Origin of the sequence: Azonexus hydrophilus (assembly GCF_038368255.1) — a bacterium.
Lineage (GTDB): Bacteria > Pseudomonadota > Gammaproteobacteria > Burkholderiales > Rhodocyclaceae > Azonexus > Azonexus hydrophilus.
Map to the genome: position 1 here is coordinate 1,908,636 of NZ_CP151406.1, position 25,578 is coordinate 1,934,213.

Genomic DNA, 25,578 nt, shown 5'->3' on the forward strand with positions numbered 1-25,578 from the left:
CGTCTTTTTACAGGGGGTATCTGTAACGATGTGTTGCCGAGGTTCAGGCAGCGAAACTGGGCGGCATCTGGGCGGCGACGATTTCACCGCGGGCGGTGGCGACGCCTTCGGCATAGACCGTGGCTTCGACGATGACCTTGCGCCCGCGGATTTCCTTGATCCGGCCGCGGATTTCCAGTTCCGGGCCGAGTGGGGTCGGCTTCAGGTAATCGACGTGCAGCGAGGCGGTGACGAAACGGAAGGGCGGTTCGCTGTCCATCGGCCGGTTCTCCGCGCGATACATCGCGGCGGCGGCCGAGCCGGTGCCGTGGCAGTCGATCAGCGAAGCCAGCAGGCCGCCGTAGACGAAGCCGGGAATGGCCGTGTGTTCGGGGCGTGGCGTGAAGCGGGTGACGGTTTCGTCGCCGTCCCAATAGGTCTTGATCTGGTGGCCGTGCTCGTTCAGCCGGCCGCAGCCGTAGCAGTGGGCGACGTTCTCCGGGTAGAAATCCTGAAATGCTGACATCTGCTGTCTCCTTGTTGAATGAATATTGTCGGATGATGATAGAGCCTTGTTGGCGGCATGGCGATTGCAAGCGCGGACAGATTGCATGAAAAGACCGCCAGGTGCCGAGGCTGACTCAGTCTGGCTTCTCGGGCAAAATGACGGGGAGGAGAGAAGCCGATGACGAACGACAGCCTGGTTGGAAAATTGCGTTCCCTGATCGCCCCGGATACCCGGCCGGCGCCGCTGAATGCGCGTGGCATCGAACGCCTGCGGGCGCAGTTGCGCGAATGCGCGGCCGGGCAGGGCGGCGAGGTGTCGGCGCGGGCGCGGGCGGCGCGGCTGGCGGAAACCTATCTGGGGTTGGACGATGCCGGCCGGCAGCAGTTCCTGAAGCTGATCGCGCTCGAATTCGGACCGGACCCGGCCAAGGTGGCGGCGGCGCATGCGGCCTACCAGGCGGCGGTCGGCACCGACGGCCAGTGGCGGGCCGAAGCCGCCTTGCGCACGGCAATGCGCTCCTCGCGCATCCGCATCATGACCCAGTTCAACGCCATTCCGCAGGGCGTCAAGTTCCTCGTCGATCTGCGCGCCGACCTCTTGCGTTATTTGGAAAACGACCGCGAGCTGGCGGTCCTCGACCGCGAACTGGAGTCGCGGTTCAATGCCTGGTTCGACGTCGGTTTTCTTGAGCTGCAGCGGCTGACCTGGAATACGCCGGCGTCGCTGCTGGAAAAGCTGATCGAATACGAGGCCGTGCACGAAATCCAGTCCTGGGCCGACCTGAAGAACCGTCTCGATTCCGACCGCCGCCTGTATGCCTTCTTCCATCCGCGCATGCCGGCCGAGCCGCTGATCTTCGTCGAGGTGGCGCTGACCGACCATCTGGCTGGCAACGTCCAGGAGCTGCTCGACGAGCACGCACCGGTGTTCGACAACCGCAAGGCCGACACCGCCATTTTCTATTCCATTTCCAACACCCAGGTCGGACTGCGCGGCGTGTCTTTCGGCAGTTTCCTGCTCAAGCGCGTGATCGACGACCTCAAGCGCGATTTCCCGAAACTCGACAAATTCGCCACGCTGTCGCCGATTCCGGCGCTGGCCAGCTGGCTGCGCCGGAACCCCGAGGCGCTGGCCGAGGCTGGCATTCCCTTGTCGCTGGACGCTTTGAGCGACGGCGCCTGGGCGGCGGATCGGGAGATGGTCCGCCGGCTGCGCGACCCGCTGACCCGGCTGACCGCGCGTTACCTGGCCAGTGCCAAACGCGGCGGTCAGGCCGACGGCCCACCCTACGATCCGGTGTCGCGCTTCCATCTGGGCAACGGTGCCCGGGTCGAGCGTCTGAATTTCCTCGCCGACAACTCGGCCAAGGGTTTTGCCCAGTCGTTCGGGATGATGGTCAATTACTGCTATGACCCCGAGGAAATCGAGAGCAATCTCGAAGCCTTTGCCAGCAGCGGGCGGATCGCCATGTCGGCGGCCGTGCGTCGGCTGGCCCGTAACGTCGTCAGCGCATGAAGCCCGAGCAGGTTACCCGCCACAGTCTGTTCGAGGACGCCCAGGCCCTGCTGGTGGCGCCGATGTTCGTCGCCTTCGCCGTGATGCTGTTCCAGCATGCCGGCCTGCTCACCGGCGGTACCGTCGGCCTGGCCTTCCTGGTGCATTACATCTACGACTGGCCGATGGCCTGGGTCGTGTTCCTGATCAACCTGCCGTTCTATGTCTTTGCCTGGCGGGCGATGGGGACGGTGTTCACGCTGAAGACCTTTTTCTGTGTCGGCCTGCTGTCGATCTACACGGCGGTGTTGCCGGGGGTGATCGCGCTGGAGCGTGTCGACCGCTTGTTCGCCGCCGTCATGGGCGGTTTCCTGATCGGTGTCGGTCTGTTGATGATCATCCGCCACAAGGCCAGTCTCGGCGGCCTCGGCGTGCTTGCGCTCTACCTGCAGAACACGCGCGGCTGGCCGGCGGGCAAGGTGCAGATGGCGGCCGACGTGCTGATCCTGGTTGCCGGCCTGTACATCCGCGACCCGTTTACCGTGGCCCTGTCGATTGTCGGGGCGCTGGCGCTGAATCTGGTGCTGGCGGCCAACCACAAGGCTGGCCGCTATCTCGGTACCTGATTGGCTCAGGCCGTCAGGCGGCCGACCGCCATGGCTGCCGCGTGCCGCATTTTGTCGCCGATCTGGGTAATGGCGCGGACCAGACGGACGCTGGCGCTGTGTTCGAAGCGGACCGCCGCGTCGCCGCCGATGCTTTCGATGACGATGCGGCCGGCACCGCGAACGCGATAGCTTTCGCCGCTGGCCAGCACGATGTCGCCGGCGTCGCCGGTAATCGTCATCCACAGGACGCCGCGCGTGCAGCGGACGATGATGCCCGATGCGTCCGAGAGGCGGAGCGGGCAGTGTTCCCGCAACTGGAGTTCCCTTTCACCAAGATCGATCTTCATGTGCATCTCCTTTCTGTATGCACGCACAGTTTAGGGGCGAAAGAAATACTGATACAGTCACACAAAAACAAAATTGTGACCATTACAGTTATCCTTGTTGCCAACTGTGCTGGTCTGTTTGAATGACAACTGTATTGGTGACCCATGGCCGTTGAACCCCTTCGTTACGAGAAACTGGCCGGCGAACTGGCCGGCATGATCAGCGGCGGCATCCTGTCGCATGGCGAACGCCTGCCATCGGTGCGCCGTCTGGCACAGGAGCGGCGGCTGTCGGTGTCCACCGTGGTGCAGGCGCTGCGCCAGCTCGAGGAGCGCGGGCTGGTCGAGGCCCGGCCGCAATCCGGTTATTTCGTCCGCCCGGCACCGGTCGTGCGCAGCGAACCGCAAACGCGGTCGACGCCGGATGCGCCGATGCCGGTCGATATCTCGCAACGCCTGGTGCATGTGCTGCAGGCCGGTGCCCGTCCGGACGTGGCGCCGCTGTCGGCAGCCTTGCCGGCCAATTCCCTGCTGCCGATTGCGGCGCTGCACCGCCTCTACGCCGGGGTCGCCCGGCGCCATCCGCATCTGCTGGAGGTGGACAGTCACGTCAACATGGACCAGCCGGCGCTGGTGCGTCAGCTGGTGCGTCGCTCGCTGGCCTGGGGCGGGCCGCTGGCGCCGGAGGAATTCATCATCACCAATTCCTGCACCGAGGCGCTCAATCTCTGCCTGCGGGCGGTGACCAAGCCCGGCGACACCGTTGCCGTCGAGTCGCCCGGCTATTACCTGATGCTGCAGTTGCTCGAGACCCTGGGCCTGAAAGCGCTGGAAATTCCCTGCGATCCGCGTACCGGCATGTCGGTCGAGGCGCTGGAACTGGCCTCGCGCAACGGCGGCATCGCCGCCTGCCTGCTGGTCGCCAACGGCAGCAACCCGCTGGGTAGCCTGATGCCCGACGACAAGAAGCGCCGTCTGGCGGCATTGACGGCGGCACGCGGCATCCCGGTGATCGAGGACGACATCTACGGCGACCTGCATTTCTCCGACGAGCGACCGTGGCCGTTGAAGGCCTTCGATACGGCCGGCAACGTGATGCTCTGCGCCTCGTTCTCGAAATGCCTGTCGCCGTCCTTGCGCATCGGTTTCGTCGCCAGCGGCCGTTACCGCCAGGCGGTGGCGCTGCAGAAGACGATCACCAGCGGCGGCACCAACCCGCTGACCCAGATGGTGCTGGCGGAGTATCTGGAATCCGGTGCCATGGAGCGCCACCTGCGCGGTTTGCGGCGCAGTTACCGGCACCAGGTGGAGGCCATGCAGGCGGCGGTGTCCCGCTATTTTCCGGCGAGCACGCGCATTGCCCAGCCGCAGGGGGGCTATGTGCTGTGGGTCGAGTTGCCCGAGCACATCGACACCACGCAACTGCACGGGCGGGCGCTGCGCGAGAAGCTTTCCTATGTGCCGGGCGCGCTGTTCTCGGCCAGCGGGATGTACCGCAATTGCCTGCGCCTGAATTGCGGCAATCCGCACACCCCGGAAATCGACGATGCCGTTCGCCGTCTGGGGCTGCTGTTCGGGGGCGCCAAATGAGCAACTACGGTATCATTGCCCCTTTTTGGGCAAGCTTCGCCTTGCCGTTCTGAACGAATTCGAAGGATTTTCTGCTCATGTTCGACGCAGTCCGCAACAACAAGAAGATCGTCCAGGTGTTCCTGGTGCTGATCGCCCTCCCGTTTGCCTTCTTCGGTCTCGAATCCTACGTCAGTGATGGCGCTGGTGGTGCCGATGTTGCCACCGTTGGCGGTGTCGGGATTTCGCAACAGGAATTCCAGCAGGTCATGCGCGAGCAGCAGGAGCGCCTGCGCAACCAGCTCGGCCAGGTCGATCCGAAGATGCTCGACAACCCCGAGTTCCGCAAGGCCATTCTCGACGACGTCATCGATCGTCGCCTGCTGGCCCTGGAAGCGGCCCAGCGTCGCCTGTTCGTGACCGACGACGCGGTGCGTAACAGCATTGCCGGGATCGAGGCCTTCCAGCAGGACGGTCAGTTCTCCAATGAGCGCTACGAAGCCCTGTTGCGCGCCCAGGGCCTGAGCCCGGCCGGCTTCGAAGCCCAGGTCCGCCAGGATCTGACCCTGCAGCAACTGGCCGGCACCATCGGTCAGACCGGCATGCTGTCGACCACCGTCGGCGAACGCATCCTGGCCCTGCAGACCGAACAGCGCCAGATTCAGGAACTGATCCTGCCGGCCGGCAGCTACCTGGCCAAGGTCAAGCTGGCCGACGATGCCGCCCGCAAGTTCTACGACGAAAACAGCCAGCAGTTCCAGACGCCGGACCAGGCCCGCGCCGAATTCGTCGTCCTCAGCCAGGAAGGCATGGCGGTCGAAGTCAGTGATGCCGAGGTCCAGTCCTGGTACGACGGCCACAAGGCGCGCTACCAGCAGCCCGAGGAACGCCGTGCCAGCCACATCCTGATCGCTTCGGAAGCCCTGGGCAAGGACAAGGCCCGGGCCAAGGCGGAAGAGGTCCTCAAGGAAGTGCAGAAGAAGCCGGCGGCCTTTGCCGAACTGGCCCGCCAGCATTCCGACGATCCGGGTTCGGCCGGCCAGGGCGGTGACCTAGGCTTCTTCGGTCGCGGCATGATGGTCAAGCCGTTCGAGGACGCCACCTTCGGCATGAAGGAAGGCGAAGTTTCCGGCATCGTTGAATCCGATTTCGGTTTCCACATCATCAAGCTGGCCGCCATCCGCGCCGCCAAGGAAAAGCCGCTGGCCGAAGTGCGCGGCGAGATCGTGGCCGAACTCAAGGCGGCCGCAGCCGGCCGCAAGTTTGCCGAAGCTGCCGAAGCCTTCAGCAATATCGTCTACGAGCAGGCCGACAGCCTGCAACCGGCCGCCGAACAGTTCAAGCTGAAAATCCAGCAGAGCGACTGGCTGGGTCGCCAGCCCAATCCGGCCAACGGCCCGCTGGCCAACGCCAAGCTGCTGGAAGCCCTGTTCTCCGACGACGCCGTCAAGAACAAGCGCAATACCGAAGCCGTCGAGGTTGCGCCGAACACCCTGGTCGCTGCCCGCATCGTCGAGTACAAGGCCGCTGCGCTGCAGCCCTTCGAGGAAATGAAGCCGGTGATCGAGCGCATGCTGACCGAGCGCGAAGCGATGAAGCTGGCCAAGGCCGACGGCGAAGCCCGCCTGGCTGCGCTGCAGTCCGGCGACGACAAGCAGGTCTGGGGCGCGTCGCGTCGCGTTTCGCGCATGGATGCCCGTCAGTTGCCGCCGCAGGCCGTGCAGCCGGTATTCCGCATGCGCACCGACGCCTTGCCGTCCTACGCCGGTGTCGAACTGCCCGGCGCCGGTTACGCGCTGTATCGCCTGAACAAGGTCGAAGCCGGCGAGAAGCTCGACGACGTGCGTCGCCAGGGTCTGATCGGCCAGTTGCGTACGCTGGCTGCCCAGGACGACATCCAGATGTACCTGGATGCCCTGCGCAAGCGTTACAAGGTGGAAATCAACGAGAAGGCACTGAGCACCAGCGAGCGCTGAGTTCAGTCCGCCCGGGGCGGGGTTCCGCTGGCTAGCGCCGTATAGGCGTCATTGACCGACAGGAAGACCCGTCCCGACAACTCCTGCCATAGCGGTGTGCCGATCAGCCGGTCCTGGACCGGCCCCTTGATTTCGGCAAAGTGCAGGGCGATGCCGCGACCGCAAAGGTCGCGGTTGAGGTCGCTGAGAACCTCCATCGCAGTCGCGTCGACGCGATTGACCGCATTCATGATCAGGACCACGTGCCGGGTGTCGCCGGCTTTTTCCAGTTCGCTCGCCAGGCGGCTTTCCAGCGCATGCAGATTGCCGAAGAACAGGCTTTCGTCGATGCGCAGGAAGAGCGTGCCGGGCAGGGTTTCGACCGCGTAGCGTTCGACGTTGCGGAAATGCTCGCTGTCCGGAATCCGGCCGATGACCGCGATATGCGGCGTGCTGGCGCGATAGAGCAGGGTCGCCAGCGAGAACAGGATGCCCAGCCCGATGCCGGCTTCCAGGCCAAGCACGAAAACGCCGACTGCCGTGCCCAGCGCAGCGAGCCCGTCGGCCCGGTCGTAACGCCAGGCCTGGCGCAGGCTGCGCAGGTCGATCATGCTGACCGCGGCGACGATGATGCTGGCGGCCAGGACGGCCAGCGGCAGGCGGGCAAACAGGGGCGCCGCGCCGGCAACGACCAGGAGCATGGCCAAGGCCGAGACGATGCTGGCCAGCGGCGTCTGGGCACCGGCAGCGACGTTCACGGCAGTCCGCGATACGCCGCCGCCGACCGGCATGCCGCCGGAAAAGGCGGCCACGATGTTGGCGCAGCCCAGGCCGCGCAACTCGGCATTGGCGTCGAGCCGTTCGCGGCGACGGATGGCCAGTGCCTGGCCCATGGAAATGTTCTGGACCATGCCGATCAGCGCCACCAGCAGGATCGGCAGGGCCAGTTGCTGAAGTTCGCCGGCCGCCGGCAGGAAGGGCGTGAGGCCGGGCAGGCCTTCGGCGATGCGGCCGACCACCGCGACACCATGCAGTCGGTCGAGATCGCCGGCGATCACCGTCGCCGTGGCGCCGAGCACGACCAGCAGCGGAAACAGGCGGACGACGAAGCCGCCGGCGGCAGGCGAAAGGCCGCAGCGTTCCAGCAGACCGGCCAGCCAGAGGCGGGCAAAACCCAGGATGGCGACGGCCGTCAGGCCGATGGCGCTGGCCATGTCCAGCCGGCCGTCGGCGAGCAGCGCCCGGATGACCGTGGCCGCATCGCTGCCCTGAGGTTCCACGCCAAAGAAATGTTTCAACTGGCTGAAAACGATGAGCACGGCCGAACCGGAAATGAAACCGGCGATCACCGGCCGGCTCAGCAGATTGGCCAGGAAACCCAGGCGCAGGCTGCCGCAGAGCACCAGCAGGACGCCCGAGCCCAGCGCGACGACTGCCGCCAGTCCGATGTAGGCCGGCGAACCCGGTGGCGCAATCGGTGCCAGTACCGAATAGGTCATGATCGCGGTGATCGCCACCGGGCCGACCGCCTGCACCATGCTGCTGCCGAACAGCGCGTAGGCGATCACCGGCAGGATGGAAACGTAGAGCCCGGCCTGCGGCGGCAGACCGGCGAGCAGCGCGTAGGCGAGGCTCTGCGGAATGACCAGGATGGTGACAATGATGCCGGCCAGGACGTCGCTGCCCAGGTGCTGGCGGGGGTAGGGCGAGGCCCAGTGGGGCAGCAGGCGCATCAGGAAATCCTTGGTCCAAAGAAAAACGCCGACCGGGACATGCCGGGTCGGCGTTTCATGGCGTGCTTGCGGCTCGACCGCAATCCGGTCAGGCCGGCAGCGGCTCGGCGTTGCCCAGGGCGACGGTGTTCATGCCGCCATCGACGTAGGTGATTTCGCCGGTGATGCCGCTGGCCAGGTCGGACAGCATGAAGGCGGCGGCGTTGCCGACTTCCTCGATGGTCACGTTGCGGCGCAGCGGGGCGTTGTGCGAGTTGTAGGCGAGCAGCTTGCCGAAGTTGCCGATGCCGGAAGCGGCCAGGGTCTTGATCGGACCGGCCGAGATGGCGTTGGCGCGGATGCCTTCGGGGCCGAGGCAGAAAGCCAGGTAACGCGTGGCGGCTTCCAGGCTGGCCTTGGCCAGGCCCATGGTGTTGTAGTTCGGCATGGTCCGTTCGGCGCCCAGGTAGGACAGCGCCAGCGCCGAGCTCTTGCGGCCACGCATCATCGGCCGGGCGGCCTTGACCAGCGCCGGGTAGCTGTACGAGGAAATCTCGTGGGCGATGCGGAAGGCGTCACGGGTGATGCCGTCGAGGAAATCGCCCTCGATGGCTTCGGTCGGCGCGTAGGCGATCGAATGCACCAGCCCGTCGAGGCCGTCCCAGCGCTTGCCGAGTTCGACGAAGAGGTTGGTGATCTGCTCGTCGCTGCTGACGTCGACCGGAATGGTGATGTCGCTGTCGAATTCGGCGGCGAACTTCTTGATGCGATCTTCGAAGCGTTCGTTCTGGTAAGTGAACGCCAGCTGGGCGCCTTCGCGGTGGCAGGCCTTGGCAATGCCGTAAGCAATGGAATGCTTGGACAGCAGCCCGGTGATCAGAATCTTCTTGTCGGCGAGAAAGCCCATGTGTTTATTCTCCCAAAGGGGTTTAGCCGCGAGATTATAAACCGAGAAAAGCCCGGCTATAACGCCTACATGTTCGGATAGGTCGGTCCTTCGCCGCCTTGCGGAACGACCCAGGTGATGTTCTGCGTCGGATCCTTGATGTCGCAGGTCTTGCAATGCACGCAGTTCTGGGCGTTGATCTGCAGGCGCGGGGCGCCGTTTTCGTCGTTCAGGATCTCGTAGACGCCGGCCGGGCAGTAGCGCTGTTCGGGCGCGTCGTAGGTGGCGAGATTGACCGCGACCGGCACGCTGGCGTCTTTCAGGCGCAAATGGCAGGGCTGCTCTTCCTCGTGGTTGGTGCTCGACAGGAAGACCGACGACAGGCGGTCGAAGGTGATCACGCCGTCCGGTTTCGGGTAGGCGATTTTCGGACAGTCGGCGGCCGGTTTCAGCTTGGCGTGGTCGGGCTGGCTGTGGCGCAGCGTCCATGGCGCCTTGCCGCGCAGCAGCAACTGGTCGATGCCGAACATCAGCGAACCCAGCCACAGGCCCTTGCTCATCCACGGCTTGAAGTTGCGGGCGCGGTGCAGTTCTTCGTACAGCCAGCTCTGGCGGAAGGCTTCCGGATAGGCGACCAGTTCATCGCGCTGACGATTGCCGGCCAGCGCCTCGAAACAGGCTTCGGCGGCCAGCGCCCCGGTCTTGATCGCGCAGTGCGAACCCTTGATGCGGGCGGCGTTGAGAAAACCCGCGTCGTCGCCGATCAGCACGCCGCCGGGGAAGGTGGTTTTCGGTAGCGACTGCAGGCCACCGGCGGTCAGCGCCCGGGCCCCGTAGGCGATGCGCTTGCCGCCTTCGAGGAATTTCCGGATTTCCGGATGCGTCTTGAAGCGCTGGAACTCTTCATAGGGCGACAGGTGCGGGTTTTCGTAACCGAGGCCGACGACGAAACCGATGGCGATCTGGTTGTTCTCCAGGTGGTAGAGGAAACCGCCGCCGTAGGTATCGGGCTGCATCGGCCAGCCGCCGCTGTGGATGACCAGGCCGCTCTGATGCTTGGCCGGGTCGATTTCCCAGAGCTCCTTGAGGCCGATGCCGTAGGTTTGCGGGTCGGCGTCGCGGTCGAGCGCGAAATGCGCGATCAACTGCTTGCCGAGGTGGCCGCGGCAGCCTTCGGCGAAGAAGGTGTATTTGCCGTGCAGTTCCATGCCCTGCTGGAAGTTCGGGCCTTCCGAACCGTCGTGCAGGCGGCCCATGTCGCCGGTGGCCACGCCCTTGACCGCGCCGTTCTCGTCGAACAGCACTTCGCTGCCGGCAAAGCCGGGGTAAATCTCGACGCCGAGCGCTTCGGCCTGTTCGCCCAGCCAGCGGCAGACGTTGCCGAGCGAGATGACGTAGTTGCCTTCGTTGTGGAAACAGCCGGGGAGCAGGGCGTTCGGCACCTGCGTGGCGCCGGTTTCCGAGAGGATCAGGAAGCGATCCTCGCTGACCGGGGCGTTGAGCGGCGCACCGGTCGATTTCCAGTCGGGCAGCAGCTCGTCGAGGGCGCGCGGGTCCATGACCGCGCCGGAGAGGATGTGGGCGCCGATCTCGGCGCCTTTCTCGATCAGGCAGACCGAGATTTCCTGATTATTTGCCGCCGCCAGTTGCTTCAGGCGGATGGCAGCGGCCAGGCCGGCGGGACCACCGCCGACGACGACCGCGTCGAATTCCATGGCTTCGCGTTCCATCATTGTCTCCTCCGTTTGTTGTCGGTGTTTTTTCAATACGGTACAGTATGGAAAACCTTTCTTCAACCCCTTTTCAAACGACCGTTTCATGGACCATCGCAAAAAGCTCATCCACACAACAAACATGCCCATTCGCTGGGGCGACATGGACGCCTACGGGCACGTCAACAACACCGTCTATTTCCGCTACATGGAGCAGGCCCGGGTCGAATGGATCGAGGACATGAAGGTTATGGTCCGTCCCGGCGGCGACGGTCCGGTGATCGTCAATGCGGCCTGTACCTTCCTCAAGCCGATGAACTATCCGGGCACCGTCGAGGTGCGAACCTATGTCGGTGCGGTCGGTCGTTCCAGTTGCCAGACCTATGTCGACATGCTGATCGACGGCGAGTTGTACGCCGAGGGCGCGGCCAAGGTGGTGTGGATGAATACGCAGAGCGGAAAATCCGTGCCTTTGCCGGATCATGTGCGGGCCTTGCTCGAAGCGGAGTAAACTCGGCGCCCATGGTCAATGACGACGGACGCCACATGGGCAAGAAGAAAATCTGGGAAAAACTGCTCTCCAGCGAGCGCCTGGGCGCCGGCAAGGCGCCGGGCACGGCGGAGCGCACCGCCTTCCAGCAGGATTACGACCGCATCGTGTTCACCTCGGCCTTCCGCCGGCTGAAGGACAAGACCCAGGTTTTCCCGCTGTCGAAGAGCGATTACGTGCGCACCCGCCTGACGCACAGCCTGGAGGCCAGTTGCGTCGGCCGTTCGCTGGGCGCCGTGGTCGGCCGCGAGATCATCGCCCGGCATGGGCTCAAGGATGTCGAATCGGGCGATTTCGGCGCCATCGTCGCCGCCGCCTGTCTGGCGCACGACATCGGCAATCCGCCGTTCGGCCATGCCGGCGAGGATGCGATCCGCGAGTGGTTCCGCATTTCCGGCCTGCTCGAACGCCATGATTTCACCGCTGCGCAGCGCGCCGATTTCGAGCGCTACGAGGGCAACGCGCAGGGCTTCCGCATCGTTTCCCGCCTGCAGAGCCCGGCCAATCCCGGCGGCCTGCAACTGACCAGCGCGGTGCTGGCCACCTTCACCAAATATCCGCGGCCTTCAGCGGTCGATGGCGAACTGGACGGTAAAAGCGGCAAGAAATTCGGCTTCTTCCAGCAGGACGCCGACAACTTCGCCCGCGTCGCCGCTTCCACCGGCCTGGTCGAGCGCATTCCCGGTACCGCCTGGCGTCGCCATCCGCTGGCCTTTCTGGTCGAGGTGGCCGACGATACCTGCTACCTGATCGTCGATCTCGAAGATGCTGCCCGGCTCGGTTTCGTGCCGTACAAGGACGCCGAATGCCTGCTTGCCGACCTGGCCGGCAACACGATCAACGGCGGCCGGCTCGACCGCCTGCACGACCCCAAGGAAAGGCTGGAATACCTGCGCGCCAAGGCCATCGGTCGGCTGCTGGAAAGCGCGGCGGCGGTCTTCCTGGAAAATGAGGCTGCCATCCTCGACGGCAGTTTCGACGAGGAGCTGCTCGACCAGTCGCCGGTCGGTGTGCCGCTGCAGGCGGTGTTGCGCGTGGCCAAGGAAACCATCTATACGGCGCGGCCGGCGCTGGAGATCGAAACCGCCGGTTTCGAGGTGCTCGGTGCCTTGCTGGCGCTATACACCAACGCCGTCGAGGCGGCTGCGGAAGTGCCGGGAACCCGGATGACGACGCGCGAGCGCATGCTGCTCAGGCTATTGCCGACGCAATTCCTCGGCCACGATGGCAAGCCGGATGCCGATCCCTACGTGCGTCTGCTGCAGGTGGCCGATTTCGTCGCCGGCATGACCGACTCCTACGCGGTCGACATGTACCGCAAGCTCAAGGGTTTCGACCTGCCGACCTGATTACTCGAAGATCTTCAGGAATTCGCTCCGCGCCTTTGCCAGCTCGGCTTGCGCGGCAGCGTCGCAGAGCCGTTCGCTGGTCCGGTAGAAGCGGTCGAAAGCGGCGAGCACCGCCGCCTTGTTTACCCGGTCACGGCCGGCTGTCTTGTTTCCCGACGCCGGCTGATCGAGCGGCGTGAGTACGGCATAGCGGGGAATGATCTGCTGTCCGCCCTGATCCGACGAGGCGGTCAGCGGGCCGGTCTTGACGAAAATTCTGCCGTCGTATTCGAAGCGGTCACCAATGGCGAGATGCTGGAGTTTCATGCGCGGTCCTGGGGCGGGGCAAGTCGGGGCGAGCGCGGATATTAGCCGAGTTTTCGGCAGGTGTTGGACTTTGACTACCAGGCAGGTGGTGGCGGGGGCGTGGCGCCGCTATTTTGGCGCCAGTCATCAAAATAGCGGCGCAGTTCGTCGGGGAGTTCTGCGGCGAATGTGTCGTCGAGCGCATAGTGCGGCATATGGCGCGCAATTGAATCCAGCAAGCGCAGCCCTTGTTTGCGGTCTTTGGGGCGTTTGAGTGCAGTGCGTTTTTCCTGATCGCTCATCCATAGCTTGTGCAGTGCAAACCAGCGCGGATCAGGGGCGACGATTCTTGCCGCCGAGCCATCGCGTGCGCAGATGACATGATCGACGAAGCGACCGTTCAACAGCCACTCTTGTTCCGGTAAAGGCATGGGCACTGGCTTGTCGGTTTTGCCCATGGAGGCGACGCGGCTCGGGGCGACGAGTAATTCCACTTCGTAGGCTTTTGCGTTGCGTGCCTGGAAGTTTCTCTCGGTATTCACCGTATAGGTCGAGTCAACGGCTTTGAGCATGCGCCAGAATGGATCGCCGCTATGTGGGGAAGGGGCGGTGCCGGCGAAAGTCAGGTGACCGATCCACGCCATGTCGAAGACCTGGGTTTCGTCGAGTCCGGTGCCGATCCGGTGTTGTGCCTCGACCTCATAAGCCGGCATGGCATTGGTGCCGACAACGATCAGGGAATTGCCGAGTAGCTCTCGACGATCGGCTTCGCGCAATATGGCCGCTGCTTCACCGGAAATTGAGCCCAGGCGCATGGCGCGATACATGCGCCCGATTTCGACAAGAAGCGTTCTGGCATTGTCGCTGCGTAACTTGGCGTCATGCCATGCTTGGTGAAGGGCTTCCGTCTGGCGGTGTCCCGCGGAGTGGTGTAAGAGCGGAAGGTGTTGAGTTTGCCGTGGTGGCCCTGCAGGGCCACCACGGCGGGCGCAATCAGGAGGTCATCGGAGAACTCCGGTAAGGTTGGGTTTGCGAATCTCAATCTCTACTGAGGAGTAAACCGATGACCCAAGACAGAATGCAACTTTCCGAGCTGCTTGAAAAGGCTTAGCGCCGACGATATCGTGCGCGAGATGATCGGCTTTGTGGCCCAGCGCCTGATGGAGCTGGATGTCGAGAACCGCTGCGGCGCCAGCCATGGCGAGCGTTCCGAGGCGCGAACCAATTCCCGAAACGGCTTTCGGGATCGCGCGTGGGATACCCGCGCTAAGACGGTGGCGCTGCGCATCCCTAAGCTGCGCTCCGGCAGCTACTTCCCGCCCTTCCTGGAACCACGGCGGACCGCCGAAAAGGCGCTGGCGGCCGTTATCCAGGAGGCCTACGTGCAGGGCATCTCGACGCGTTCGGTCGATGATCTGGTCCAGGCTATGGGCATGAGCGGCATCTCCAAGAGCCAGGTCTCTCGCCTCTGCGCCGAGATCGACGAGCGGGTGCAGACCTTCCTTGCCCGTCCCATCGAAGGCGACTGGCCCTATCTGTGGATTGACGCCACCTACCTCAAGGTACGTCAGGCCGGAAGAATCGTTTCCGTCGCCGCCATAATCGCCATCGGCGCTAACAGCGATGGCCGACGCGAAGTGCTTGGGCTGCAGGTCGGCGCCTCTGAAGCCGAACCCTTCTGGACTGAATTCCTGCGCAGCCTGTCGCGTCGCGGCCTGCGCGGCGTCAAGCTGGTGATCTCGGACGCCCACGAGGGCCTGAAAGCTGCTGTACGCAAGGTGATCTCTGCAACCTGGCAGCGTTGCCGGGTACATTTCATGCGCAATGTCCTGGTTCATGCGCCGACCAACCAGCGTCGCATGGTGTCTGCCCTGATCGCCACCATCTTTGCCCATGAGACAGAAGCTGCGGCACGGGACCAGTGGCGAACCGTCGCTGACCAACTCCGTGAGCGCCTGCCAAAGATCGCCCGGCTGATGGATGATGCCGAGGACGATGTGCTCGCACACATGGGCTTTCCTCGCGAGCACCGGAGCAAGATCCACAGCACCAATCCGATTGAGCGGCTCAATGCCGAAATCAAGCGCCGTACCGACGTCGTCGGCATCTTTCCCAACGAAGCGGCCATCTACCGCCTGGTCGGCGCCCTATTGCTTGAACAGAACGACGAGTGGGCCATGCAGCGACGTTACATGACCCTGGAAACCTTGGCCGAGGTCGGCGACAATCCCGCCGTCAGCTTGTCCGCCGTGACCCTCTGACTGGCAATCCAACCTCACCGGAATCCATGACTTCCTGATTGCCTCTTACACCACGAACGGGGACACGATCCTTCCGTCTTGCTTGACCGAGGTCCTTTACTCTTGGCGTTGCCGCGACTATCGATGATTTCGTACAGATAATCTCTGCCGCTGACAGTTTTCCAGTGCAGGGGAAAATCCGATGTCCTGTGTCGCTCGCGCTCAGCGTCAATGTAGGCAGCGTAATACTGCGACAAGTTCAGCAGCAAACGTCGCTGCTCGTCTGTAAATTCTTGATACATTGAAAATTATCCTGAATTACATTTTTTTGATTATTTCAGGATAATTCATTTTTTATCATATGGATAGCTAAAATTTTTATTTCGTCATGAGGCGCTGTGTCTTGATCGCGGCCTTGCCAAATCCTTGTAACTGTACAAAAATACAGTCATCGGAAATTGCCGGAGCCCCGTCATGAAACTCACCCCGCGTCAGCAGGAAATCCTCGATTTCATCAAGAACACCGTCGAGGTGCTCGGGGCGCCGCCGACCCGCGCGGAAATCGCCACCGCCTTCGGCTTTGCCTCGGCCAACGCTGCCGAAGATCACCTCAAGGCACTGGCCAAGAAAGGGGCGATCAATCTCGAACCCGGCTCGGCGCGGGGCATTCGTCTGGTCGAGCAGCTTGGCTTGCCGCTGATCGGCAGCGTCGCCGCCGGCTCGCCCATCCTCGCCGTCGAGAACGTGCAGGGGCGCTACAACTTCGATGCCGGCCTGTTCAATCCGCGTGCCGATTTCCTGTTGAAGGTGCGCGGTCTGTCGATGATCGACGCCGGCATCTTCGACGGCGACCTGATCGCCGTGCATAAGACGAATCAGGCGCGCGACGGCGAGATCGTCGTCGCCCGCATCGACGAGGAAGTCACCGTCAAGCGCCTGGAACGCGGCAAGAACCAGATCCGCCTGATCGCCGAAAACCCGGATTTCGAGCCCATCGTGATCAACCCCGGCGAAGTCGAATTCGCCATCGAGGGTGTCGCTGTCGGCCTGATCCGCGGAGCCATTTCGAAACTCTCATGAGCGCGCAGCCGTCGCCGGTGAGTTTGGCGGCGGTCCTGGCGCGCGGCGACATCTGGCGCGGCGATGCCTTGCCCGGCCTGCCGGCCGGCACCATCGCCAGCGGTTACGCCGAACTCGACGCCGAACTGCCGGGCGGCGGCTGGCCGCGCGGCAATCTCACCGAAATCCTGGTTGACCGTGGCGGCATCGGCGAAATCAGCCTGCTGCTGCCGGCGCTGGCCCGCTTGTCGGGCGAGGGCGGTCGCCTGGCGCTGGTCGCGCCGCCCTGGCTGCCGCATGCGCCGGCCTGGGCGGCGGCCGGCGTGGCACCGGAGCGTCTGCTGGTGATCCGGCCGGGCAAACAGGGCGCCTGGTGCATTGAGCAGTTGCTCAGATGCGGCGGCTTTGCCGGGCTGCTCGCCTGGCCGGACGCCGGCATCGATGCCCGGGCGCTGCGCCGCCTGCAGGTGGCGGCCGAAGGGCAGTCGGTTTTTGCTGTTTTGTGGCGGTCTACCGTGGACGCCGCCACCCCGTCACCGGCGCCTTTACGTCTGACGCTGGCCGCCGGTGCCGACCGGCTGGCGTTGCGCATCCTCAAGCGGCGCGGTCGGCCGGCGTCGCGTCTGTTGCAGATCGAGATCCCCCGACCGGGAAGGAAAACACGTGTTGTGGCTGGCCCTGCATTTTCCGCAGCTGACGCTGGAAGCCCTGCCGCTGCGGCAGTCGCCTAGCGTCGTCACGGCGCGCGGCCGGGTTCTGGCTGCCGATCCGGTTGCTGCCGCGGCCGGCATTTTGCCCGGCCACAAGCTGTCGACCGCACTCGGCCTGCTGCCCGGGCTGCGCGCCTGCGAGCGCGATCCGGCGCGCGAAGCCCGGGCGCTCGCCGATCTTGCCTGCTGGTCCGGGCGCTTCACGCCGACCGTCAGCCTGGCGCCGCCGGCTGGGCTGCTGCTCGAAATCGGCGGCTGTCGGCGCTTGTTCGGCGGCATCGAAGCGATTGTTGAAGCGGTGCGCGACGGTTGCCGGGTACAGGGTTGGAGTGTGGACTGGGCGGTCGCGCCGACGCCGCTCGGCGCCCGCTGGTTGGCGCATGCCGGCGCGGCGGCCAGCTACGAGAGCCTGGCCGCGCTGCAGGCGGCGCTGGCCGATTTGCCGTGTGTCGTACCCGATTGGCCGGCCGAGGTCGTTGCCCGGCTCGACGCCTTCGGCCTGCGCCGGCTCGGCGAACTGACTGCGCAACCGGCCGCCAGCCTGCGGCGGCGTGTCGGCAACGGCCCGGTCGACGACCTGCTGCGCGCCCGCGGCGAACTGCCCGATCCGCAGCGCGCCTTCGTCTTTCCTGAGCGTTTCGCCGCCGGGCTGGAACTGCCGTCGCGCGTCGAATTCGCCGAAGGCCTGGCCTTCGCCGCGCAGCGCCTGTTTGCTGCACTGGCCGGCTGGCTGCAGGTGCGCCAGATGTTGCTGCGCGCCGGCACGCTGCGCCTGACTCACGACGACGGCTCAAGCAGCATGCTGCCGCTGCGTTTCGGCGAGCCCTGTGGCGACGAAGGCCGGTTCATGCGCCTGTTGCGCGAGCATCTCGGTCGCCTGCAGTTGGTGGCGCCGGTTGAGGCGCTCAGCCTGGTGGCCGACGAAGTCGTCGCCCGGCCCGACGCCAGCACCGGCCTGTTCGACCAGGCGGTGCCGGGCGAGGGCGCCGCTGCCTGCATCGAACGCCTGCGTGCCCGGCTCGGCGACGACGCCGTGCGCAGCCTGGCGCAGCATGCCGACCATCGCCCGGAATGCGCCAGCCGCAGCGACGACCCGGCCGGCATTTTTGCGGCAAAAACCGCGTCGACCGCAACGTTCGGCAAGCCGCGCCCACTCTGGCTGTTGCCCGCGCCGCAGCCGCTGGCCGAGCGTGCCGACGGCCCGCACTGGCACGGCCCGCTGCAACTCGTCACCCGCGGCGAACGGCTGGAAAGCGGCTGGTGGGACAGCGGCGAGGCATCCGCTGTCGGCGACCTGCGCCGTGACTACTTCGTCGCCCGCAACGGCGAAGGGCAGTGGGCGTGGATTTTCCGCGACGCCAGTGGTTGGTACGTACACGGCGTATTCGCATGAATGGTGCGCATCGCGGCTGGCTTGTCAGCGACCGGGGAGCGCTTTCATGAGGGCTATCTGCTTGCTCAATATCTTGTAGATATCGCGGTCGAAGGGCGGGCGCTTCAATTCCAGCAGCGCATGCAGTTCGTTGTCGCTGCGGGCGCTGCCAAGGTAGCGCCAGCCGTCGATCAGGTGCGCTTCGTCGCCTTCGCGGATGATCGCCGGGCCGGGGAAGGGCCAGCTGGCGAGTTTCAGTGTCACCATCGCACCCATCAGTCGCATGCTGTGCTTGGCCAACGGTTCCTTGCCGACACAGCCGCCTTTGCAGCGGCGCGTCTGGTGGCCGAAGCAGGGTTTGTTGCCGACCTGGCGATCGAGCCCGCTGAGGATGTCGCACAGTTGATGCGCGTCGACCAGTTTGCGTAGCGTCTGCGTGGCTTCGCGGGGGCTCTTGAACAGTCCGTAGCAGGCGTTGCCGATGCCGAAGTCGAGGTCGGCGGCGAGGCGCAGTTCGGGTTTCAGCCAGCCGTCGCCGGCGTCGATCAGGGTCCAGGTGCACACGTCTTCGTTGCGCCGTAACTGGCGGTTCTGCGTCGGCTGACGGGTTTTCACCAGCTCGGCTTCGCGCAGCAGGGCGCCGATTTCGCCCGCGGTTTCGATCCAGTCGATGCGCCGGGTCTGTTGCGCCAGCGTCATTTCGCGAGCCGAACGGTGGTCGGCGGAAAAATGCGACAGCACCCGGTTGCGGATGTTCTTGCCTTTGCCGATGTACAGCGGCAGCTCGCCGTGTTCGCTGGCTTCGCCGTAGAACAGGTAAACGCCGGGTGTTTCCGGCAGTTCGTCGATGATGGCCGGATCGAGATGCGGCGGCAGGCTGGGGTAGGTGTTGAGTTTCCTGAGCGCCGCGTCGATTTCCTCGCCGCTGCGTTCGGCGTGGATTCTTTGCCAGAACTGATGGATCAGCTGGGCATCGGCCAGCGCCCGGTGGCGACCGTTGGCGATCAGGCCGTGGCGCTCGATCAGGCTGTCCAGGCTGTGGCGCTTGAATTCCGGGTAGAGCGCGCGCGACAGCTTGACCGTGCACAGCACCGGTGCGCGGAATTCGATGCCGCTGCGCTTGAATTCGTTTTTCAGGAAGCCATAGTCGAAGCGCGCGTTGTGGGCGATGAACAGTCGTCCCTTGAGTCGGCGCAGGACATCTTCGGCGACCTCGGCAAAGGGCGGGGCAGTGGCGACCATGGCATTGCTGATGCCGGTCAGGTTCTCGATGAACGGCGAGATATGGGTGCCCGGATTGACCAGTTGCTGCCACTCGCGCACGGTGCCGTCGGCATCGACCTCGACGATGCCGATTTCGGTGATGCGGTCGGAGGTGGCGGTGGCGCCGGTGGTTTCCAGGTCGACGAAGGCGAGGGCAGTCATGGCCGGCATTTTCGCATGCGCAACGGCAGCCGGGAAAATCCCGTGCTCAGGCGTAGGGCGAGAAACTGCGCCGGTTCTCGTCTACCACCAGCGTACCGCCAGCCAGCGGGAAGGCGCGTTGCGGGCAGTTGTGGCGCGGACAGACCTTGCAGCCGGCGCCAATCGGGACGAAGCCCTCGCTCGCCTTGAGGTCGAGGCCCTGGCTATAGACCAGGCGGTCGGCGTGGCGCAGGTCGCAACCGAGGCCGACCGAGAAGATCTTGCTCGGCGCGCCGTAGCCGCCGTGACCGCGGGTGACTGTGCGGGCGATCCACAGATAGGCGCGGCCGTCGGGCATCGTCGATAGTTGCGTCAGCGTTCGTCCGGGCTGGGCGAAGGCTTCGTAGACGTTCCACAGCGGGCAGGTGCCGCCGATGCGCGAGAAGTGGAAATCGGTCGCCGACTGGCGTTTGGAAATGTTGCCGGCGCGGTCCACGCGGACGAAGAAGAACGGCACGCCGCGCGCCGTCGGGCGCTGCAGCGTGGACAGCCGGTGGCAGGTGGTCTCGAACTCGACGCCGAAGCTGCGCCCGAGCAGCTCGATGTCGTAGCGCAGCGACTCGGCCTGGTCGAGAAAGGCGGTGTAGGGCAGCAGCAACGCGCCGGCGAAGTAGTTGGCGAGGCCGATGCGGGCCAGGCGGCGGGCTTCGTCGCCGGACAGGTCGGCGTCGCCGGTGATCGCATCGATCGCTTCGGCGGCTTCGAGAAAGGCCAGCTGGGTTGCTATCTGGAAGGCGGCTTGGCCAGGCGTCAGGTGCGGCGACAGGATCAGGGTTTTCTGGGCAGGTTCGAAACGACGCTGGACTTCGGCGCCGCCATCGTGCCAGCCGCCGCGCACGATGCCGATGCCGTGCGCGTGCTGCAGGCGCTTTTCCAGGCCGTCGGCGGCGTCGCCCGGGCGTAGCCGCCAGGCGGCAGCGAGGCGCTCGGCCAGTTCGTCGAGTTCGGCGATGTGGTTGTGACGAGCGTAGAAGAAGTCGCGCACTTCCTCGAAGGGCATCGGCCGGGTGCCGCCGGTTTCGCTGCGGTCCAGCCCCAGTCGTGCGGCCAGTGCTGCCTCGCGCTCCTGGCCGGCGCGCTGCTGGCGGGCCAACTGAAGCAGGCTGCGTGCGACCGCCGGCATGTTCGCCGCCAGCTCGCGGATTTCGGCCAGCGTCACCTTTTCGGCGCCGGCGGATTCGTCGAAGACCTCGCGCAGGTCGGCGATCAGGCGTGCCTCGTCGTCCTCGGAGAAGCGCTGGACATCGACGCCGAAGACGGCGTTGAGCTTGAGCAGCACCGGTACGGTCAGCGGCCGCTGGTTCTGTTCGAGCTGGTTGAGGTAGCTCCCCGACAGGTCGAGCGCCCGCGCCAGCGCGACCTGGGTCAGGCCGCGTTCCTCGCGCAGGCGTTTCAGGCGTACGCCCATGAAGGCTTTTTTCATTGTCGCTTCCGGTGTCTTCGCAAAGTTTGCAAATTCGCTGAAAAATCTTCGCAAAACTGCGCTTTTTCAGGCCTGGTCAGGGTTTTTGCGGTGCGTATATTGCGAACTATCGGCTGCGTTGGCAAGCCATTTTTCGCGAGGAGCCCCCGATGTTCGTCAATCCCTATCTCTACTTCAGCAGCCTGTTCGGCGAAACCGATGCCGAGCCGCCGGTCGCGGAACCGGCCGCTGAAACTTCGGACGAGGACGCCGACGATGCTGGCGAGCGCTGAGGAAATTCGCCCGCGTCTGCTCTACGAGGGCGTCGCCGAGGCCATCCGCGACAGCATCTTCGACCACCGCCTGCCGCCCGGCAGCGCCATCGACGAGCTGGCGCTGAGCCGCCACTACGGCGTCAGCCGGACGCCGGTGCGCGAAGCGATCAAGGTGCTGGTCCGCGACGGCCTGCTCGACCTGCGCATGTTCAGCGGCTGCAGCGTGGTCGCGCCGGGGCGCGCCGAGCTGGTCCAGGTGCTCGATGTGCTGGCGCTGGTCGATGGCTTCGTGTTGCAGCGCCTGGTCGACCTGCCGCACGCCCGTTTGCGGCAGCTGCTCGACACCTGGCAGGCGCTGGCCACGGCGACGCCACCGCGCGCGGTATGGCGTGGTTTCTGCGCGGCAGCGCGGGCGACCCTGTCCAGTCCGGTATTCGCCGCCGCCAGCCGCAACCTGGAGCAACAGCTCAGGCTGGCGGTCGGTCCCGGCTTCGCATCGATCGACCGCGAACTCTCCGCCGCTAGCCGTCTGGCACTGGGCACCGCATTGCTCAATGGCGACCTGACCGAGGTCGACCGGTTGGCGCGCTTGCACCACGGCTTCTTCCGAAACGCGGTACTCGCCGCGATTCCCGCCATCCCGGGCGAATTGCCCGAAACCCTCGAGGAAATATCCACATGACCCAGCATCTTCACATCACCGAAACCCGCCCGCAACTCGCCGATCCGACCGCTCTCGGTGTCTTCGGCCTGGCCGTCGTCACCTTTGTCGCCGCGTCGCAGAAGCTGGGTTGGACCAGTGGCACGACCTATCTGGTGCCGTGGGCATTGTTTCTCGGTTCAATCGGACAGATCTGGGCGTCCACGGTCGACTTCCGCAAAAACAACTTTTTCGGCGCCATCGTCCTCGGTGCCTATGGCCTGTTCTGGGCTGCGGTGGCGATGCACTGGGCGATCGCCCAAGGCTGGTTCGGCAGCGTCGCCGTTGGTGCCGACGTCCGTCAACTGGCTTACGCCTGTATCGCCTATTTCATTTTTTCGTTGTTCATTCTGGTTGCCGCCTGCGAGACGAACAAGGTCTTTGCCGCCATCCTGTTCCTGATCAACGTGCTGTTGCCGTCACTGGCGCTGTCCATCCTCGGGGTGGCGCCGGCTTTGTTCATTGCCTTGGCCGGCTGGTCGGAACTGTTGATTTCGCTGCTCGGCTTCTACGCCGCCGGGGCGATTTTCCTCAACGCTTATTTCGGCCGTACGCTGTTGCCGCTGGGCGCGCCATTTGGCTTCGTTCGTAAAGGGATGCCCCCAGTGGCGGCGCTGCGCCATGAGGGAAAGCTGGCAGCTTGAGTTTGGCGTCGAAAAAACGCCCCGGCTGGCTGCGGGGCGTATTCTGTTTTGGTCGATTGCCGATCAGAACCGGTATTCGGCGCTGAGGTAGGCGTTGCGGCGGTCTTCCGGGTAGGCGTTGAACGAGGTGAAGGTGCCGTTGACGATGCCGTAGGAGTAGAACTTTCGGTCGAACAGGTTGTTCACGCCGAGCGCCAGCCGCCAGTCGCCGATGTCGTGCGCCAGCTTGATATCGGTCACGGTGTAGGCCGGCATCTTGTGGAAGCGGTTGGGCTGGTCGTTGTCGTAGCGCTGCTTGCCTGTGTAGCTCAGGTTCACGCCGAGACGGGTGCTTTCCAGTATCTGCCAGCCGAGATTGAGCGAGGCTCGGTGCTTGGGCACCAGCGGCACGTCGTTGCCGGTGACATTGTTCCCGCCGTAGCTGCCGTCGCGGAAGCGCGCCTGGGTATGGGTGTAGCGGGCGGCGAGATCAACGCCGGCGGTGACCTGCAGGCGGCCTTCGAGCTCAATGCCGCGGTGGCGGGTGGCATCGAGGTTGATGTTCGAGAAGGTCGGTGCGAAATAGTGGATTTCGTTGCTGATATCCATCTCGAACAGACTGGCGCCGAAGCTGGCGCCAGCCCCCTGCCAGCGGGCGCCGATCTCGCGGTCGAGCGAGCGTTGAGGCTTTAACAGCGTCGGACAAGGTGCCGTCCAGCAGCGGTTCTCGTCGATGTTGGCGATGCGGAAGCTGCGCCCGATCCGGCCGTAAGCCGAGAAGCCGGCGCCGAGTTCCTGCTGCACTGCGAGTTCGTAGGCCGACAGGCTGTGCCGCTCGCTGGCGTCACGCGGCACCAGGCGCTCGTGCTGCGTCTGGCGGACGCTCTCCCGGCGTCCGCCGAGGCTGATCCGGGTGCCACTGGCGGCCAGGTGCAGGTCGTTACGCAGGTAGAAGGCTTGGTTCTTCTGCTTGCCCGATTCGTCGAGGGCGCTCATGAAACCGGTGGCGGCGGTGTCGTTGTCGTAGGTCCAGTGGCTCCAGTCGGCGCCGACGGTCAGGTTGTAGAGCACCTGGTCGAAACGGGTCTGCCAGAGCACGCGCGGCGAGACCGTGGTGACGCCGACGTCGGTCTTGGCCAGTGTGCTGCCCCAGGCGGTGTTGTTGAACATGTCGGCACGCTTGTCGCGGCGGGCGATGTCGAGCGCCAGCGTCAGTTCGCCGAGGCGCCGTTCGCCGCGCAGCGAGAAACGCTGGCTGCGGCTGTCGAAATAATCGTCCGGGGTCGCCGCGCCGCGGCGGTCGCTGCGCAGTTGCGCTTCGCTGCGGGCGCCCGGCAGGCGTGAGTTCTGGTCGTCGGCGCTGAAGGCGAGGGCGACGAAGCCGTCGCGGTCGCCGAAGCGCAGTTCGCCGCTAGCGGTGTCGAGTTCGCTGCGGTTGTTGTCGCGGTAGTTGTCGGTACGCAGGCGCTGCGCGTTGAGGCGCAGACCCCAGCGTTCGCCGCCGGCGCGGAAACCGCCGCGCAGATCGCTCAGGTCATGGCTGCCGACGCGGGCCGAGACGTTACCGGAGAGCGGCGCGCCGAGCGCCGAGCGGGTGATGATGTTGATCGTGCCGCTGCTCGCGCCGCTGCCGTAAAGCACGGAACCGGACCCGCGGAGGATCTCGATGCGTTCGATGCTGTCGAGCGGGATCGCCGACAGGCGGGCGCTGACCAGTTCGTTCTCCGAAATGCGCTGGCCGTCGACCAGGACCAGCGTGTTCTGGTCGCCGGTCATGCCGAAGCCGCGCAGGTCGAGCGGCGAATCCGGCGTGCCGACGAAGTTGATGCGGCTATGTACACCGCCGAGTTTGTTCAGAACTTCACCGACGGTGGTTGCCGCACTGTTTCGGATTTCGTCTGCGGTGATCACCTGGGCGGCGATCGGATTTTCCTGTTGGCTTGATTCGAAGCGGGTAGCGGTGACGACGATGGTGTCGAGCGTCTGGGCGGCAAGATTGCCGGCGAACAAGGCGAGCAGCGTGGCTGCCACGGGTTTGAGGCGGATGTGCATTGGTTTTCCCCTGCCGGCAGCGTCCCCGCATGCCGGTGTGCTTGGTTGAGGTGAAGCGCGTGGGGAATGGGCTGACGGGCGGCCGTGGCCGCTTCCCCGCGGCACTTCGCTGGTCGTCGCAGGCCGGTCTCCGGGCTGGCAAGTCTTGACGCGTCGCCTTCCCGGGCAGAACCCAGTGGCCTTGTGACGCGCCCGCACTCGCTTACCGTTGCGGGGGCAGCAGCGGCTTTGTCCGAGGACGCACCGCTTTCCCGTTTCACCGTGGCGGAAAACCGCCGACGGCACCTGAAACGCTCATAATTATAGCGGATCGAAACGACACTGCCATGTCTTGCTTTTGTCTATATTTAGTCGCTTGCCGCTTCTCATCTACTGCATGTAGTGATTTTTGTTGACTGGCGGCAAGCGAAAGGCATAAACTCCGTCGCGTTGATGGTTCCCCGCAAGGGGATTAAAACGGGAATCCGGTGCCGGATCTGACGATCCGAATCCCGGGGCTGCCCCCGCAACTGTAACCGGCGAGCGTTTCGCCACCCCATGCCACTGGATGCGTCCGGGAAGGCGGGTGAAACGCGTTGAGCCGGGAGCCAGGAGACCTGCCGCAACGTGTCCTTTTCATTTTCCTTTGGGGCGGGGTGTCCCTGGTGAGAGGTTTTGCGTGAGCGTTTCGTCTCTTGTCGTCCGTGCTTGTCCGTTGTCGCCGTCCGTCGGCACAGCGTTGCGCGGCCGCGTCACGCGCCAGCCATGT

At 64.8% G+C, this 25,578-nt stretch carries 22 protein-coding genes, 1 pseudogene and 2 riboswitches; of the genes and pseudogenes, 13 read left to right on the top strand and 10 right to left on the bottom strand.

Going from position 1 to position 25,578, the window contains the following annotated elements:
• Positions 1-43: 43 nt before the first annotated feature.
• Positions 44-505: a PaaI family thioesterase gene (locus tag AADV58_RS09160; protein ID WP_298397337.1), complete on the bottom strand. Its 462-nt coding sequence runs from the start codon at positions 503-505 to the stop codon at positions 44-46.
• 159 nt (positions 506-664) lie between these two features.
• Between AADV58_RS09160 and AADV58_RS09165 the strand changes: the two genes are divergently transcribed.
• Both AADV58_RS09165 and AADV58_RS09170 read left to right on the top strand, forming a co-directional pair.
• Entirely contained in the window at positions 665-2,002 is a 1,338-nt protein-coding gene (locus AADV58_RS09165; protein WP_341742970.1) for a malonyl-CoA decarboxylase, read from the top strand.
• Complete coding sequence (locus AADV58_RS09170; protein WP_341742971.1) at positions 1,999-2,607, top strand: YitT family protein; 609 nt, start codon at positions 1,999-2,001, stop codon at positions 2,605-2,607. The genes AADV58_RS09165 and AADV58_RS09170 overlap by 4 nt, the downstream gene beginning before the upstream one ends.
• A 5-nt stretch (positions 2,608-2,612) precedes the next feature.
• Here AADV58_RS09170 and AADV58_RS09175 read toward each other — a convergent pair whose 3' ends face one another.
• Entirely contained in the window at positions 2,613-2,936 is a 324-nt protein-coding gene (locus AADV58_RS09175; RefSeq protein ID WP_298397329.1) for a DUF2917 domain-containing protein, read from the bottom strand.
• A gap of 144 nt (positions 2,937-3,080) precedes the next feature.
• On the opposite strand from AADV58_RS09175, the gene AADV58_RS09180 reads away from it, so the two are divergent.
• Complete coding sequence (locus AADV58_RS09180) at positions 3,081-4,505, top strand: PLP-dependent aminotransferase family protein (RefSeq protein ID WP_298397327.1); 1,425 nt, start codon at positions 3,081-3,083, stop codon at positions 4,503-4,505.
• A gap of 77 nt (positions 4,506-4,582) precedes the next feature.
• Positions 4,583-6,460, top strand: coding sequence for a SurA N-terminal domain-containing protein (locus AADV58_RS09185; RefSeq protein WP_341742972.1), 1,878 nt, complete (start codon positions 4,583-4,585; stop codon positions 6,458-6,460).
• A gap of 2 nt (positions 6,461-6,462) precedes the next feature.
• On the opposite strand, the gene AADV58_RS09190 is transcribed toward AADV58_RS09185, so the two are convergent.
• The 3 genes from AADV58_RS09190 to AADV58_RS09200 all read right to left on the bottom strand — a co-directional run bounded on the left by AADV58_RS09190 (position 6,463) and on the right by AADV58_RS09200 (position 10,767).
• Positions 6,463-8,172, bottom strand: a complete 1,710-nt coding sequence (locus AADV58_RS09190; RefSeq protein ID WP_298397321.1) for a SulP family inorganic anion transporter — start codon at positions 8,170-8,172, stop codon at positions 6,463-6,465.
• Between the two features lie 88 nt (positions 8,173-8,260).
• Positions 8,261-9,058: an enoyl-ACP reductase FabI gene (fabI, locus tag AADV58_RS09195; protein WP_028995687.1), complete on the bottom strand. Its 798-nt coding sequence runs from the start codon at positions 9,056-9,058 to the stop codon at positions 8,261-8,263.
• Between the two features lie 65 nt (positions 9,059-9,123).
• Entirely contained in the window at positions 9,124-10,767 is a 1,644-nt protein-coding gene (locus AADV58_RS09200; RefSeq protein ID WP_341744541.1) for an electron transfer flavoprotein-ubiquinone oxidoreductase, read from the bottom strand.
• 88 nt (positions 10,768-10,855) lie between these two features.
• Here AADV58_RS09200 and AADV58_RS09205 point away from each other — a divergent pair, with 88 nt between their 5' ends.
• Together AADV58_RS09205 and dgt are read left to right on the top strand one after the other, a co-directional pair.
• Complete coding sequence (locus tag AADV58_RS09205; protein ID WP_341742973.1) at positions 10,856-11,260, top strand: thioesterase family protein; 405 nt, start codon at positions 10,856-10,858, stop codon at positions 11,258-11,260.
• Between the two features lie 11 nt (positions 11,261-11,271).
• Complete coding sequence (dgt, locus tag AADV58_RS09210) at positions 11,272-12,648, top strand: dGTP triphosphohydrolase (RefSeq protein WP_341742974.1); 1,377 nt, start codon at positions 11,272-11,274, stop codon at positions 12,646-12,648.
• On the opposite strand, the gene AADV58_RS09215 is transcribed toward dgt, so the two are convergent.
• Positions 12,649-12,954, bottom strand: coding sequence for a hypothetical protein (locus AADV58_RS09215; RefSeq protein ID WP_028995683.1), 306 nt, complete (start codon positions 12,952-12,954; stop codon positions 12,649-12,651). It abuts the gene before it with no gap.
• Between the two features lie 74 nt (positions 12,955-13,028).
• Complete coding sequence (locus AADV58_RS09220) at positions 13,029-13,760, bottom strand: GSU2403 family nucleotidyltransferase fold protein (protein ID WP_341742975.1); 732 nt, start codon at positions 13,758-13,760, stop codon at positions 13,029-13,031.
• Between the two features lie 236 nt (positions 13,761-13,996).
• On the opposite strand from AADV58_RS09220, the pseudogene AADV58_RS09225 reads away from it, so the two are divergent.
• The 4 genes and pseudogenes from AADV58_RS09225 to AADV58_RS09240 all read left to right on the top strand — a co-directional run bounded on the left by AADV58_RS09225 (position 13,997) and on the right by AADV58_RS09240 (position 18,335).
• Positions 13,997-15,194 (top strand): annotated as a pseudogene (locus tag AADV58_RS09225) (IS256 family transposase).
• Between the two features lie 453 nt (positions 15,195-15,647).
• Positions 15,648-16,253: a transcriptional repressor LexA gene (gene lexA / locus AADV58_RS09230; RefSeq protein WP_028995681.1), complete on the top strand. Its 606-nt coding sequence runs from the start codon at positions 15,648-15,650 to the stop codon at positions 16,251-16,253.
• Positions 16,250-16,963, top strand: coding sequence for a translesion DNA synthesis-associated protein ImuA (gene imuA, locus AADV58_RS09235; RefSeq protein WP_341742976.1), 714 nt, complete (start codon positions 16,250-16,252; stop codon positions 16,961-16,963). The genes lexA and imuA overlap by 4 nt, the downstream gene beginning before the upstream one ends.
• Complete coding sequence (locus AADV58_RS09240; protein WP_341742977.1) at positions 16,896-18,335, top strand: DNA polymerase Y family protein; 1,440 nt, start codon at positions 16,896-16,898, stop codon at positions 18,333-18,335. The genes imuA and AADV58_RS09240 overlap by 68 nt, the downstream gene beginning before the upstream one ends.
• A 24-nt stretch (positions 18,336-18,359) precedes the next feature.
• Here AADV58_RS09240 and AADV58_RS09245 read toward each other — a convergent pair whose 3' ends face one another.
• Both AADV58_RS09245 and AADV58_RS09250 read right to left on the bottom strand, forming a co-directional pair.
• Positions 18,360-19,739 (bottom strand): 3'-5' exonuclease family protein, encoded by a 1,380-nt coding sequence (locus tag AADV58_RS09245; protein ID WP_341742978.1) that lies wholly within the window; start codon positions 19,737-19,739, stop codon positions 18,360-18,362.
• Positions 19,740-19,785: 46 nt separating this feature from the next.
• The gene (locus tag AADV58_RS09250; RefSeq protein ID WP_341742979.1) at positions 19,786-21,201 is read right to left on the bottom strand and encodes a short-chain fatty acyl-CoA regulator family protein; all 1,416 of its coding nucleotides are present in this window, start codon (positions 21,199-21,201) and stop codon (positions 19,786-19,788) included.
• Positions 21,202-21,350: 149 nt separating this feature from the next.
• On the opposite strand from AADV58_RS09250, the gene AADV58_RS09255 reads away from it, so the two are divergent.
• The 3 genes from AADV58_RS09255 to AADV58_RS09265 are packed head-to-tail and all read left to right on the top strand — an operon-like array spanning position 21,351 to position 22,799.
• On the top strand, positions 21,351-21,473 hold the full coding sequence (locus AADV58_RS09255) for a hypothetical protein (RefSeq protein ID WP_341742980.1): 123 nt from the start codon (positions 21,351-21,353) through the stop codon (positions 21,471-21,473).
• Entirely contained in the window at positions 21,457-22,137 is a 681-nt protein-coding gene (locus AADV58_RS09260; RefSeq protein ID WP_341742981.1) for a GntR family transcriptional regulator, read from the top strand. The genes AADV58_RS09255 and AADV58_RS09260 overlap by 17 nt, the downstream gene beginning before the upstream one ends.
• Positions 22,134-22,799, top strand: coding sequence for an acetate uptake transporter (locus AADV58_RS09265; protein WP_341742982.1), 666 nt, complete (start codon positions 22,134-22,136; stop codon positions 22,797-22,799). The genes AADV58_RS09260 and AADV58_RS09265 overlap by 4 nt, the downstream gene beginning before the upstream one ends.
• Positions 22,800-22,862: 63 nt before the next feature.
• Here AADV58_RS09265 and AADV58_RS09270 read toward each other — a convergent pair whose 3' ends face one another.
• A complete protein-coding gene (locus AADV58_RS09270; protein ID WP_341742983.1) occupies positions 22,863-24,830 on the bottom strand; it encodes a TonB-dependent receptor in 1,968 nt (655 codons plus the stop codon).
• Between the two features lie 104 nt (positions 24,831-24,934).
• Positions 24,935-25,134: riboswitch (cobalamin riboswitch) on the bottom strand.
• 111 nt (positions 25,135-25,245) lie between these two features.
• A riboswitch (cobalamin riboswitch) is annotated at positions 25,246-25,448 on the top strand.
• Positions 25,449-25,578: the final 130 nt, after the last annotated feature.